We start from the raw sequence: 14,114 nt of genomic DNA, 5'->3' as shown, positions 1-14,114 counted from the left end.
GCAGGTCTAGATAAACACTTGTAAATCTTAACATATGATAATTTACAGAACAGAGTGAAGATTATAAAAATAATTACCTAATGTATATTTATTCATAAATTAGGTGTAAATTTGCAATATAAATCTAATAATCTAATATCTATTCATCGAAACTAATAAAATTAAATTGAACTTTTTTCAGAAAAAGGCTATATATTTGTCATTTTTCAGAAATACTGAGAAAATAAGTAGTATAAAATTTTAATAAAAAACAGGAGAATCGACATGAATGTAAAAATTAATCGTAATGCTGCAAAAACAATGAAGAAAATGCTCGAAAGTGATGAATCAGAAGGCAAAATGCTTCGCGTTGTGATCACAGAAATGCACGGTGACCACGCCCATTACGCTCTTCAATTTGATAACCCAACTGAACATGACGAAATTGTTAAAACGGATAAAGATATTGAAGTCCTTCTTGATACGAGAGATGCAGAATATTTAGATGGTGTATGGATTCAATTCTTCTACGTTCCAGAAGAGCAATTTGTAATAACAAACCCGAAAAAGGGACATCATCACCATTAATAAAAGCGTGGAGAAATCTCCACGCCTTTTTATATGCCTTCTTTTCAACTTCATTACTTTTTCTAGCTAGTGTAAAGAAACTGTTTGTTTACTGTAAATCAAGTCTTTAAGCGAATTATCTGTTGTATATTGTTACTAGATTGGATGCTTAGACAACCAATCAATCCACAAATATCTGGAGGTATAGTAACAATGAAAAAGAATTTATTGTTTAAAATTGGAGCTTCTTTACTCGCCATTTTCTTAATGACAGCATGTAGCAGTGAAGATACTGATCAACAGCCAGATACCAAAGAAACAGAAACAGAGGATGGAGCAGAAGAGGAAACAGAATAAGAATCCATAAACAAAACGCCCTCTCATTTGATGAAAGGGCGTTTATTTTTATAGCATTTCAGATATTGTCTTAGCTTGCATGTGAAGAATGAGGTAGTCCGGGCCACCTGCTTTTGAGTCTGTTCCAGACATATTGAAGCCACCAAACGGTTGATAGCCTACAATTGCTCCTGTACATCCACGGTTAAAATAGAGATTACCCACGTGGAAGTCTTCCTTTGCTTTTTCAATATTTGCACGGTTGTTTGAAATAACTGCACCAGTTAATCCATACTCTGTATTATTTGCGATGTCAATTGCATGGTTAAAATCACGTGCCTTACTGAATGCCACGACAGGACCAAATATCTCCTCTTTCATGATGCGTGCCTCTTCATCCACATCAGCGAAGATTGTTGGTTGGATGAACCAACCTTTGGAATCATCACCTTCTCCACCATGAAGAAGTTTCCCTTCCTTCTTCCCGATCTCAACATAGCTCATAATCTTGTCATAAGCACCTTGGTCATTAACTGGACCCATATATGTTGATTGTTGAGTAGGGTCACCCACTGTTAGTTCTTTTGTTAATTCAACAGCACGACTTAGAACCTCATCATATACATCTTCCACAATAACTGCACGCGAACACGCTGAACATTTTTGACCAGAGAATCCGAATGCTGATGCAACGATTGATTTAGCTGCTAATTCTAGATCAGCTTCTTTATCAACGACGATTGTATCTTTACCACCCATCTCAGCGATAACACGTTTTAACCAGATTTGGCCATCATTCAATTTGGAAGCACGCTCATAAATACGTAAACCGACATCACGTGATCCAGTAAAGCTGATGAAGCGAGTTTTTGCGTGATCTACAAGGTAGTCACCCACTTCTGAGCCGCTTCCAGGAATATAATTAACAACTCCTGCAGGTAATCCTGCTTCTTCAAGAACTTCCATGAATTTCGCAGCAATTACTGGAGTTGTACTAGCTGGTTTTAGTAACACAGTATTACCTGAAACCAATGCAGCCGTTGTCATACCGGCCATAATCGCAAAAGCGAAGTTCCAAGGAGAAATGATAACCCCAACACCTAATGGGATATAAGTAAAACGATTATGTTCAATTGGGCGGCTTTCTACCGGAATTCCATTCTTTACTTTTAACATTTGACGTCCGTAGTACTCCATAAAGTCGATAGCTTCTGCTGTATCTGCATCTGCTTCATTCCAAGGTTTACCCGCTTCTTTTACAAGAATAGCAGAAAACTCATGCTTGCGACGACGAACGATCGCTGCTGCTCTAAAAAGAATATCAGCACGCATTTCAGGGCTTGATTTTCTCCACGTTTGGAATGTTTTGTCCGCAACTTGCATAGCCTTTTCAGCTAGCTCTCGGTTTGCTTTTGATACACGGCCAACTACTTCCTCTTTGTTAGCAGGGTTTACAGAGACGATTTTGTCTTCGGTTGAGATGCGTTCACCACCTATGATCAGGTCGTAATCATTGCCTAAATATGATTCTACAGTCTTCAGACCGGCCTCAAACGCTTTCTTATTTTCCTCAATTGAAAAATCCGTAAATGGTTCATGTTTGTAAGGTACTACCATTCTACTTCGCCTCCCTTTGTAATCTTAAAAGATAACAATTCCATTCTACTAAATTAAAGCGCTTTCGTGAACCCGAAAGACTTATATCACAATATTCTATCTTTTATAAAATTCGACAATAATTGTAGCGATAACGTGATAAACAATAAAAAAAACAAGACCTACCATTGATGGTTAGATCTTGTTTACAAAGTTAATTATAGACGTGTACAGTTGGTTCGTTTTCGCCTGCATCCCGTATGATAACACTCTCAGCTCCACTTTCAGATTCGATATATACCTGAAGCGAAATATAGTTATCAAAATGCTCCATTATTAGACCGGTCACGTATTGTGTAAAACCAATAACCTCTGCTTTTCCATAGAACTGCATCGGAATTGTAAGAGTTAACTCCTGTAGCTCATCGTCCTTATAAAAGCCTTTTCCGACGACTGCTGTAAAATTAGGGAAGAAATCCGCAATAGCGTCAGAAAAATTTTGTACCATTAACGAATCCTCACGATAATTATTTTTTGCCTCGTTTGATGGAAAGAAGTAATACTTTTCATTAATTGTTTCCCATTTTCCGATATTGGATGAGTTAGCATCCACTTTTGCCTTCATGATAAAATTCCCTGGGGCAACTGCACTTACTGCTTGCTGTTTAAACAAAGCAACGACAATTGGAATATCACGTATACTTGCATACTCTTTTTCGGTTCGAATTCGATTAATGATTTCCTCTGCTGCTTTTTTGCCTTCTCTTTCGATTTCAGCATCTGAAATCTCAACGTCCCTTGGATAGCCGCCCATTTTATCTGGAAGATTGTAATAGTGATGGGAGTTCATGCCTATCCCAATGACAATTCCTCCAATTTCTAATTTGTCTTCATTATTTTTGATTAAATAGTTCTGTTCCGTAATTGCAGCAACATACGTAGGACTCTTCTTCATAGCTGCCTCATAGCCTGGGTCCTCATTTGATGTATCAAAAATCGGATTTAGTCCTTCGTTTGGTAGATTCTTTTTCTCTAATGCCTTTTCATATGCTTGCTGCTGGGCAGGTGACCTTTTCCGCTTTAACCAGTCTTGAACCGTCTCTTTTTCTAGATGCTGGCCTTCCTGGAAAAAATATTTGTCCGATGGAAATGAATCCTGCGCGATTCGCATTAATCCCGTTTCAAATTCATCGATATCCATTCGGTTGTTAATATATGACGCAACGATCCCCCGCGCTTTTCCTGTCTTATAAGGGAGGACCGCTTTATAATAGGAATCTGAAATATTATATCTAGGAATAATCGCTTTCTCCGCTTTCTTATCTGAATCCTGAACGACTTCTGTCTCTTGTTCAAATTTAGGGGCACACCCAGATAAAAGAAGCAAAATCGCTAAGCCTAGAAGATATAGGTTTCTCAAGTTCGAACACCTCTTACTTCCTTAGTTCTTGTACCAGTCTTTCCTCATCCCAAACCTCAATTTTTAAATCCTGTGCTTTTGTAAGCTTCGAGCCCGCTGCTTCACCTGCAATCAGAAGATCAGTGCTTTTACTTACACTTCCTGTAACCTTTCCTCCAAGTGCCTCAATCTCAGCTTTTGCTTCATTTCTTGACAATTGCTCAAGCTTACCTGTAAGAACGATGGTCTTTCCAGCAAAATAGGAATCACTCTCTTCTACAGATACAAGCTTAGGACCTTTATATTCCATATTTATTCCATACTCACGTAGTTCATTTAGAAGTTCATGAACCTCTGAGAGCTCAAAATAAGTGACAACCGCATCAGCCATTTTTTCGCCTATTTCATTGACAGCCGTAAGTTCTTCCCTTGTAGCAACCTGTAGCTTCTCCATCGTTTCAAAATGTTGGGCCAAAGTCTTTGCAGCCTTCGCTCCAACATGTCGAATTCCTAAACCAAATAGTAGCTTTTCTAAGGAGTTTGATTTTGAATTTTCAATTGCGGCAAGGAGATTATCTGCGGATTTCTCACCCATGCGTTCAAGATTAATCAACTGTACCTTTGTTAATGTGTATAGGTCTGCAACATCGGAAATCAGTTTTTCATCAAATAATTGTGAAATAACCTTTTCGCCAAGGCCATCTATATTCATCGCATTTCTAGAAACGAAATGGATCAACCCTTCCCTTATCTGGGCTGGGCATTTCGGGTTAATACAACGTAAAGCAACTTCTCCATCTAAACGGACCAAATCACTCTCACATTCCGGACAATGTGTCGGCATGTAGAACTCTGGTTCATCACCAGTTCGTTTTTCAACAAGGACATTCACAACCTCTGGAATGATATCTCCTGCTTTTTTTACGACAACAGTGTCCCCAATCCGGATGTCCTTTTCACGAATTAAATCTTCATTATGAAGAGATGCCCGCTGCACAGTTGTGCCTGCTACACGAACAGGTTCAAGGATAGCCGTAGGGGTGATTACTCCAGTTCGACCGACACTTAACTCGATATCAATCAACTTAGTAGTAACCTCTTCTGCCGGAAACTTATAGGCAATCGCCCAACGCGGACTTTTTGCAGTAAATCCAAGCTCGTCCTGCTGGTCAAATGAATCAACTTTTATGACAATCCCATCAATATCATACGCAAGAGCTGGACGCTTTTCTGTCCATTCCGCAATATAATCGAGAATTTCCTCTACACTCGCACATCTTCTTCGTTCTGGGTTTGTTTTAAAGCCTACTTCATCAAGCATATCAAGGCCTTCGCTATGTGAATCGACACCTAGATTCGTTGAGTCCGCAATAGCATACAAGAAGATATCGAGATTGCGACTTGCTGCAATTTTCGGGTCAAGTTGTCGCAATGAACCAGCAGCTGCATTCCTTGGATTTGCAAATGGTTCTTCTTCATTTTCAAGTCGAGCCGCATTTAGTTTTTCGAATGATTTTCTCGGCATAAATGCCTCTCCCCGAACCTCAATATCAATCGCATTCTTTAAACGAAGAGGAATCGAACGAATCGTCTTTAGGTTAACCGTGATGTCTTCTCCAATCGTTCCGTCACCGCGAGTAGAGCCTTGAACAAAACGACCTTGTTCATAGCGTAAAGACACGGCAAGACCATCAATTTTCAACTCGCACACATAGGAGATAGAATCACCAACCGCTTGGCGTGCACGGCGGTCAAAGTCTCGCAAATCCTGCTCATTAAATGCATTACCGAGACTTAACATTGGGATTCGATGCTCTACTTTGTGAAAGGATTCGAGAACCTGCCCACCAACGCGGACTGTAGGAGAATCTCCTGTTTGTAACTCAGGAAATTCCTCCTCAAGCTGAATCAACTCACGCATTAACCGGTCATACTCCGCATCTGGTACAGAAGGTTTATCCAATACATGATATTCATAATTGTACTGGTTTAAAAGTTCATGAAGCTCCTGAACTCTTTCTTGTGCTGCCACTTTATCCATACACCAAACCTCTCTTTCCTAATTTGCCTTCGTGATTGGTGCAAATTTTGCAAGCAATCGTTTGATTCCAGTCGGGCTTGGGAATGCAATATCCAATTCCTTCGATTCCCCTTCTCCCTTCACACTGACAACCGTTCCAATTCCCCATTTTTTATGCTCAGCCTTGTCGCCGACCTTCCAACCAATTTCATCTCCGCCAGTGGATTGTGCAACTGGTCTTGAGAAGACCCTTCTTTCTGGCTGTTTCGCAGGTGAAGGTGAGGATGACGAAGAAAATGGAGTACGCATTTGCTGTCTACGTTGTTGACCCAAATCTTCAAGAAGATCCTCTGGGATCTCAGCAATGAAACGTGAAACTGGATTCATCGATGTTCGTCCATACAAGGTCCTCATTTGTGCATTCGATAGATACAACTCTTCTTCCGCTCTCGTAATCCCTACATAAGTAAGGCGGCGTTCTTCTTCCATCTCCGCTTCTTCCATAAGAGAACGACTATGTGGGAAGACTCCTTCTTCCATTCCCATCAAAAACACGACCGGGAACTCAAGTCCTTTTGCAGAGTGAAGTGTCATCAGGACAACTGCATTATTTTTATCATTTTCATCTTCTTCTAGTTTATCAATATCCGCCACTAATGCTAAGTCTGTTAAAAAGGCTACAAGACTTTTGTCATCATTTGTTTTCTCAAAGTTTTGTGTAACAGATAAAAATTCTTCGATGTTTTCGATTCGGCTCTGAGATTCAAGTGTTTTTTCAGCCTTTAAGATTTCAACGTATTCCGTCTTCTCTAAAACATTTTCAACCAATTCAGTGACCGATAAATAGTCCTGCATTTGAACCCAATTATTGATTAAATCTCTAAAATCGCGTAACGAATTTGTGATTTTTGCACTCAAGCCAATCTGTTCAACTTCTTGCAACGCTTGGAACATGGAAAGATCTTGTGCAGTCGCATAGTTTGCAATTTTATCAATAGAAGTCGCACCAATTCCACGTTTCGGTACATTGATGATTCTCGTTAAGCTAATATCATCATCTGGATTCGCAATCGTGCGCAAGTACGCCAAAATATCCTTAATTTCTTTCCTATCGTAGAACTTAATTCCGCCAACAATTTGGTAGTTGATATTGGATTTAAGTAAAACTTCCTCCATCACACGTGATTGGGCATTGGTCCGGTATAAAATCGCAATATCTTTATAGGTCCGTTGTCCACCATCTACAAGTTCACGTATTTTCCCAGCGACAAACTGTGCTTCCCCAGATTCACTATCAGCACGGTAGTATAACAGCTTTTTCCCTTCGTCATTTTCCGTCCATAGATTTTTCGGTTTACGGTTCATGTTGTTTTGGATGACTACATTCGCTGCCTGCAAGATTCGTTTTGTTGAACGATAGTTTTGTTCAAGCAAAATCACTTTTGCATTTTTATAGTCTTTTTCAAATGAAAGAATATTGGCGATATCCGCGCCACGCCAACGATAAATCGACTGATCCGAATCACCCACAACACATAAATTCCTAAAACGTGAAGCCAGAAGCTTAACCAGCATATACTGGGCACGGTTTGTATCCTGGTACTCATCCACATGGATATACTGAAATTTACGTTGATAGAATTCCAACACTTCCGGAACTCGTTGGAAAAGTTGAATGGTAGTCATAATGAGATCATCAAAATCAAGCGCTTGGTTTTTGCGCAGTTTTTTTTGATACAACTTATAGACGTCACTTACAATCTGCTCATACATGCCACCCGCTGTTTTTTCATATTCTTCAGGTGTCTGCAATTCATTTTTCGCGCTGCTAATTGTTCCTAGAATCGTACGTGGGTCAAATTTCTTTGGATCAATATTTTTTTCTTTTAAAATATTTTTAATAACCGAAAGCTGATCAGTTGTGTCCAAAATGGAGAAGTTTCGATTGAAGCCCATGCGGTCGATGTCTCTTCGTAAAATTCGAACACACATTGAGTGGAAAGTTGAAATCCAAATATCTTCAGCTGCTCCTCCTAGAATTGCTTGGACACGATCTTTCATTTCTCGAGCGGCCTTATTTGTAAAGGTGATCGCCAAGATATTCCATGGTGCAACTTGTTTTTCCACCATTAAATAAGCAATACGGTGTGTCAAAACTCGAGTCTTACCACTCCCCGCTCCTGCCATAATTAGGAGTGGGCCATCTGTTGCTTTAACCGCTTCTTGTTGTTGTTCGTTTAATCCCGATAACAATTTATTGCTGATAAATTGCAATTCCTTCACCGTCCTATTTCAGTATCGTACATACGTTCTATTTTATCTGATTTTCGTCTGGATTTCCATTCTTATCCCTTAACAGCTTGTACTGTTTTTAAAGCGGCATTCATATCTTCATATATAATATTTCCTACGACTACAGTATCGGCAAACTGTCCCATTTCCTTTGCCTGCTCAGCGGTCTTGATTCCACCACCGTAAAACAGTTTTGTTGTTTCTAGTGTGTCTCCTACAGCTGAAACAATCTCCTTATCCCCGTAGGCTCCACTGTATTCTATATAAAAAATAGGGAGGGAAAACATTTTTTCTGCCATTGTGGCATAGGCTACAACATCGTCCTTATCCAAAGAAGCATTTGCACTCGTCAGCTTAGCCGCTTTACAGTCTTCATTAAGGATGCAATAGCCTTGCATAATCATTTCTTCCCAATTCATAACATCTCCAAATTCCTTTACCGCCTCATGATGCATACCCATCATCCATCGTGTATCCCTACTATTTAATACAGTTGGAATAAAATATAAATCAAAGCCAGGTGAGACTGACTCAATATTTGAAATCTCTAAAACGACTGGTACGGTATAACGTCGGATTCGAGACATTAAGTGAAGGACATTGTCCAATGTCACCCCATCACTTCCACCAACAATAATTGCATCTGTCCCAGATTCACAAATTGCATCTAACTGTTCATCACTGATTTCCTTATTCGGATCCAGCTTAAAAACATGTCTCCATTCTCTAAAATCGTACATGAAGATCCTCCATTCATCTTTCCATTTCTCCATTATATCAAAACTACATCCATCTATTAATACTTAGGTGGATTTCATAATATTTCATTTCTAATAACGGTGTCTTTAATCATAAATTACTGTTTTTAGCACTTTTCAGAATAACAAAAAAGCCGAAACTCAAGGTTTCGACTTTCCCACACAATTATTGTTTTTCCGTTTCTTTGACACGATCGAGTGCCATTTGATAGGCATCGTTTCCGTAGTTTAAGCAACGCTTTACACGAGAAATAGTTGCTGTACTAGCTCCTGTTTCTGTTTCGATTTTATGGTACGTATTTCCTTCTTGTAGCATTCTTGCGACTTCAAGGCGTTGCGCAAGTGACTGGATTTCATTTACCGTACATAAATCATCGAAGAATCGATAGCACTCCTCAAGATCGTTCAGTGATAGGATTGCATTAAATAATTGATCAAGTTCTTTCCCACGTAATTTATCAATTTGCATGTGATTTCTCCCTTTTTATAAAGTTTTTCTAGTTTCCAAACGATACGGCACCAGCGATTCCAGGTGATGTTGGAATAATATTAATCCATGTTTTCCCTGGGACTAAACCGACTTCTTCCCCATTTGCAATTGGCACGATTCTTCCCTCAACATTTTTCCACTCGATTTCCTGTGCCTTTCCTTTTTGAAGCAAAAAGCCTTTTCCTCCGGTTGTCACATCAATCGCACGTCTTCCATAATCATCGATAAAGCGATGATTCATTTCAACGATTAATACATTGTCGAGTAATACCGGTGTACTTGTCTCACGGTCTACTGTTTGGTCGCCTCCGCTATAACGCTCATACTTATTTTTTTCAGCATTATAATCGTACACTGCTGAAAATATATCTCTTGATGAATAGGACACTCGAACATGTTCAGCTGTTGTTCCTGCAATGCCATCTATCTCATTTTCAGATAAAAATGAAAAACTTGGAACCTCATCTTCCATGGAATATCCTTGTTTATCTGCCCCTTTTACAATATTTTCAAATGAAATATATGAATTATGTGGAGCAACATTGTGGTCAGCACGCCAAAAAAGAGTGCCATCGTAAACCATTCCATTTATGTTGTCTATCTTGCCGCTGTTAAGAATTTGTTGAGCCTCTGGGCTCCAACCATGTGCTACATATAGTGCATCAAAGCCTTTGCTCAACTCAATATAATAATCTCTAGCACTACGAACTGGTCCAATAATTTCTGGTTTCTCACTTTGGAACACAGCAAGGAAACGAGTTACATCTCCCTCCGCTAACACTTCGTACACAATATCAGCCATATGTAGGCCTGACTGCGGACGTGCTTTTGGATGATTGTTGACCATGACTGCAAATGGACGACTATTTACATCCTCGTTTGTTTCAATTCCTGTTAAAGGAAATACATGTTCAAACTCTTCCTCTGGTTCATCCTTTGTTTCAGGCTGGGCCTGTTTCGGTTCATGCTCTTCCTGTTGCTTGACTGCTTCCTTATTGCTACAAGCTGCCGAAATGAGTAAAAGAAGAATTCCTAGAATGTATATAGTCTTTTTCATATTTGAGCACACAACCTTTTTAATAGAAAATCAAAATCGAAATCCTTTTATATTTTAACGCATTATTGACGGAAAGAGTACCATTTTATTCATGACATCATAAATTCCCTGTGGTGTAATGCGAATATAAGGCAAATGAGTAGACGATAAAAAGCTTAAAGTATAAATCGGGTCACTGTGATTATATCCACGTTCACGCACCAAACGGACTAATTCCTTTTCAAGTGTACTTAGTTCTACAACAGATTTAGACGAAGTGATGCCCCCAATATCTAATGGGACTTCATGTAAAATGTTACCGTTTTCAACTAAAACTATTCCACCACCAAGTTCCTTCATACGGTTAAAGGCAAGGAACATATCCTTTTTATTTTTACCAATTAATACAAAATCACCCGTATTTGAAAAAGAACTTGCAAACCCTGAAATGCGATTGGCGAAACCTTTGATCATTGTGTTGACACGCCATTTTCCATCCCGGTCTACTAACATCAAGAAGCTCTCATCATGTTCCATTGAAAGTTCATCATAGGATGCATCAATAGAAATTGAATATGGCTTCATAATAACCGCATTCTCCATCTTCATTCCAAACGGCATTGAAAACTGTAAGTCATCAAGCGTTAACTCCCAGTTTGTAGCTAGGTTTGTAAAGCCCTGACTCTTCCACGGAAATGCAGGAAACGCATGTTGATCTTTGTTTTCACGTTTCACCCAAACCCCTTTAGCAAGGACGGATTCAGGGGTCGGATTTTCTTTTGCTGATAAAATATTTAGATTTGCAATTCTTCCCGTAGCTATCATACCATGGAGGTTATCCATGCTATAGTGCCTTGCTACATTGATCGTTGCCATATTGTATGCATCGATTATCGGTACACCTTTATCAATTGCGATTTTTATCATGTTATCAATAATTCCCTGTTCATAAAACGCCGGTGGAGAACCATCTGTTGTAAAAATGAACTTATCATACTGATCAATCCCTATTTCATGTATTTCGTCCAAAATTTTTGGCAAGTCCGGACGAATCGATGAATTGCGTAATGAAGTTGTGTATCCTTGCAGAAGACGATTCAATACGTCTGTACCAGTCATCGACTCATGATCGCAATCCGAACCCAATAGCATCATTTTAGCTAATGTCTTTTCAGAAGCACCTGGAAAATGTCCTTCGACTTTTTTTCCAATCCGTTTCGCTTCTTGAATCCAATGGAGCATGAGGTCATCTCCATCAAGCAATTTCGGCCAACCTGTCAATTCACCACCTTGAACAACAGCATCGTGCTCAAGCCAGCTTAGCACATTTCCATTGGAAAAAGCTTGTTCTTCATGATGAATTTCTGTCTGAGGATCGAACCTACACCACCAGTACATTGTGACTGGAAGGTTCTTCATTTCCTCCAAGAAAGAAAACGCTTTCTTTTTACTCGTTTGTAATGCGAGCACTAAGTTATCATTTATGATTGTAGTCGTCCCTGTTTGGGATGCATATTGAGCAAATGAGTGGGGATTATATAAATGAAAAGAATGTGCATGAGGTTCAATGTAACCTGGCACTACAAATTTCCCATCACACTCTACAACTTCACAGTTGGTAAGTTTTGATGGTAGCTGTTGACCCACGTACACAATGCGATCTTGGTAAATCCAGATATGTGCGTTGATCCATTTTTTTAACATTTGATTTAAATATGTGACATTTTTCAATAGAATTGTTGGTGATTTTTTTCCATCTATGACAGCAACATGTTCTCGTAGTTGCTTATTTTTCCAACGGTAACGTTGCCCAACCATTAACCATCTCTCCAATCTCTGCCTTAAGCTATGGAAGCGCTTTATGCTATAGTAACATATTAATCGATTTAGTGCATTAAAGACTTTAAGAAAAAATTGTAAAATTTTTTGACAATTTTTGAGAGAAGGAAAGTTAATTAAACGGGGGTAAAAAAATGAAACCGAATATAGGGATGATCAATGCTTTAGTCCGGATTACATGTGGATTTACAATGCTTGCCTGGGCTACCGCTAAAATGGTAAAACGTCCGTGGCGCGAAAGTTTCATTATCGTGGCAATGCTTGGGGGAATGAAGGTGGCTGAGGGTATTACTCGTTTCTGTCCACTTACAGCTCTCTTTCAAGAATATGTCGAGAAAAAACAAGAGGAATCAGCACCACTAAAGGAACTTCCTCCTATAAACCCATCATAAATAAGGTAAGAGGATAATCCTCTTACCTTTTTACTAGTCGAATTGCGTGTTATTTTTAAGGAATTGCGTTAATAAATATCGTAAATGCGCGATAATTACACGAATTGCGGGTTATTCTTATTATTTGCGTTATAAGAGATCGCCTTGTTCCCAATATCTTTTCGGTAAAATAAATTTGTACACTGAATTTTTTCTGCTTCTTGGTAGACAAAATCCTGTGCTTGTTCAAGTGTTTCGCCACTAGCTACAACGGTTAACACCCTTCCACCATTCGTAACAAACTGGTCGTTCACCATATCTGTTCCGGCATGAAAAACTGTAACCTTCTCATCGAGGTTGTTCAGCCCTTCAATGACTGCTCCCTTTTCATAGCTTTCTGGATATCCCTTTGAGGCAAAAACGACTCCAAGAGTTGCTTTATCTGACCACTCTAGGGTAATCTCCTTTTGATTAAGTAATCCTTCAATAACTTCAATGAAGTCAGTTTCTAAACGAGGAAGGACAACCTGAGTTTCAGGATCTCCAAATCGAGCATTGTATTCAATTACTTTTGGTCCATTAACAGTTAAGATAAGCCCCGCATAAAGGATACCTGTAAAGTCTCTACCCTCTGCTTCCATCGCTTTAACTGTTGGATTAATGATCGTTTCTATTGCTTCTTGAACGCATGTTTCTGAAATTTGCGGAACTGGAGAATAAGCCCCCATTCCTCCAGTGTTAGGACCTTCATCATTGTCAAAAGCACGCTTATGGTCCTGTGAAATCACCATCGGATAAGCCGTTTTCCCATCGACAAAAGCCATTAATGAGAATTCTTCCCCTTCAAGAAACTCTTCAATTACAACTTGAGCACTTGCTTCACCAAATTTATTCGCTTCAAGCATGTCGTATACACTTGTTAATGCGTCATCCAAATTAAGAGCTACTGTTACACCTTTTCCTGCAGCTAGACCATCCGCCTTGATAACGATAGGTGCGCCTTTTTCAAGGATATATTGTTTCGCTTCTTCATAAGAAGTAAATGTCTCGTACTCTGCGGTTGGGATATCGTACTTTTTCATGATTTCCTTCGCAAAGGATTTACTCCCTTCAAGTAGGGCAGCGTCCTTTGTTGGGCCAAATATTGCGAGGCCTTCAGCCTGGAATCGGTTCACGATACCATTAATTAATGGAACTTCAGGTCCAACAAGGGTAAGGTCGATTTGTTCTTTTTTCGCAAACTCAATTAAACCGTCAAAGTCATTTTCATCAATGTTTATTAAAGTCGCAATCGTCTGCATGCCTGGATTTCCTGGTGCAACATAGACGGTCTCTACTTTTTGGCTTTGCCCGACTTTCCAAGCAAGTGTATGTTCACGGCCACCGCGGCCAATAACTAGTACTTTCATTTTTTCACCTCATCAGACGAAA

At 39.3% G+C, this 14,114-nt stretch carries 12 protein-coding genes; 3 read left to right on the top strand and 9 right to left on the bottom strand.

Features of this window, described 5'->3' with window-relative positions; genetic code table 11:
• The first annotated feature begins 264 nt into the window (after nucleotides 1–264).
• Together ACFSFW_RS00140 and ACFSFW_RS00135 are read left to right on the top strand one after the other, a co-directional pair.
• Entirely contained in the window at nucleotides 265–567 is a 303-nt protein-coding gene (locus ACFSFW_RS00140) for a heme biosynthesis protein HemY (RefSeq protein WP_099354969.1), read from the top strand.
• Between the two features lie 192 nt (nucleotides 568–759).
• Nucleotides 760–903 carry a hypothetical protein gene (locus ACFSFW_RS00135; RefSeq protein ID WP_388034333.1) on the top strand — a complete coding sequence of 48 codons (144 nt, stop codon included), beginning with the start codon at nucleotides 760–762 and terminating at the stop codon, nucleotides 901–903.
• 48 nt (nucleotides 904–951) lie between these two features.
• Here the strand turns inward: ACFSFW_RS00135 and pruA are convergent, their stop codons facing one another.
• From pruA to ACFSFW_RS00095, 8 genes are all read right to left on the bottom strand, one after another.
• Nucleotides 952–2,499, bottom strand: a complete 1,548-nt coding sequence (gene pruA, locus ACFSFW_RS00130) for an L-glutamate gamma-semialdehyde dehydrogenase (RefSeq protein WP_388034331.1) — start codon at nucleotides 2,497–2,499, stop codon at nucleotides 952–954.
• A gap of 193 nt (nucleotides 2,500–2,692) precedes the next feature.
• Complete coding sequence (locus ACFSFW_RS00125) at nucleotides 2,693–3,898, bottom strand: CamS family sex pheromone protein (protein WP_304220315.1); 1,206 nt, start codon at nucleotides 3,896–3,898, stop codon at nucleotides 2,693–2,695.
• A gap of 13 nt (nucleotides 3,899–3,911) precedes the next feature.
• Nucleotides 3,912–5,918 carry an NAD-dependent DNA ligase LigA gene (gene ligA, locus ACFSFW_RS00120; protein WP_388034329.1) on the bottom strand — a complete coding sequence of 669 codons (2,007 nt, stop codon included), beginning with the start codon at nucleotides 5,916–5,918 and terminating at the stop codon, nucleotides 3,912–3,914.
• An 18-nt stretch (nucleotides 5,919–5,936) separates the two neighbouring features.
• The gene (gene pcrA / locus ACFSFW_RS00115) at nucleotides 5,937–8,171 is read right to left on the bottom strand and encodes a DNA helicase PcrA (protein WP_388034327.1); all 2,235 of its coding nucleotides are present in this window, start codon (nucleotides 8,169–8,171) and stop codon (nucleotides 5,937–5,939) included.
• Nucleotides 8,172–8,242: 71 nt separating this feature from the next.
• Nucleotides 8,243–8,929, bottom strand: coding sequence for a heptaprenylglyceryl phosphate synthase (gene pcrB, locus ACFSFW_RS00110; RefSeq protein WP_304220309.1), 687 nt, complete (start codon nucleotides 8,927–8,929; stop codon nucleotides 8,243–8,245).
• 184 nt (nucleotides 8,930–9,113) lie between these two features.
• Nucleotides 9,114–9,416, bottom strand: a complete 303-nt coding sequence (locus ACFSFW_RS00105) for a YerC/YecD family TrpR-related protein (protein WP_099354963.1) — start codon at nucleotides 9,414–9,416, stop codon at nucleotides 9,114–9,116.
• A gap of 28 nt (nucleotides 9,417–9,444) precedes the next feature.
• Nucleotides 9,445–10,494: a DUF3048 domain-containing protein gene (locus ACFSFW_RS00100; protein ID WP_304220308.1), complete on the bottom strand. Its 1,050-nt coding sequence runs from the start codon at nucleotides 10,492–10,494 to the stop codon at nucleotides 9,445–9,447.
• A gap of 54 nt (nucleotides 10,495–10,548) precedes the next feature.
• Complete coding sequence (locus ACFSFW_RS00095; RefSeq protein ID WP_388034324.1) at nucleotides 10,549–12,291, bottom strand: adenine deaminase C-terminal domain-containing protein; 1,743 nt, start codon at nucleotides 12,289–12,291, stop codon at nucleotides 10,549–10,551.
• A gap of 155 nt (nucleotides 12,292–12,446) precedes the next feature.
• On the opposite strand from ACFSFW_RS00095, the gene ACFSFW_RS00090 reads away from it, so the two are divergent.
• Entirely contained in the window at nucleotides 12,447–12,704 is a 258-nt protein-coding gene (locus tag ACFSFW_RS00090; protein WP_099354960.1) for a YgaP family membrane protein, read from the top strand.
• A gap of 95 nt (nucleotides 12,705–12,799) precedes the next feature.
• Here ACFSFW_RS00090 and purD read toward each other — a convergent pair whose 3' ends face one another.
• On the bottom strand, nucleotides 12,800–14,092 hold the full coding sequence (gene purD / locus ACFSFW_RS00085) for a phosphoribosylamine--glycine ligase (protein WP_388034322.1): 1,293 nt from the start codon (nucleotides 14,090–14,092) through the stop codon (nucleotides 12,800–12,802).
• Nucleotides 14,093–14,114: the final 22 nt, after the last annotated feature.

The organism is Ferdinandcohnia salidurans (assembly GCF_042680725.1).
GTDB classification, from domain to species: domain Bacteria; phylum Bacillota; class Bacilli; order Bacillales; family Bacillaceae_L; genus Ferdinandcohnia; species Ferdinandcohnia salidurans.
Note: the sequence above shows the minus strand (reverse complement) of the source record. Positions and strands in the feature narration are given on the sequence as shown.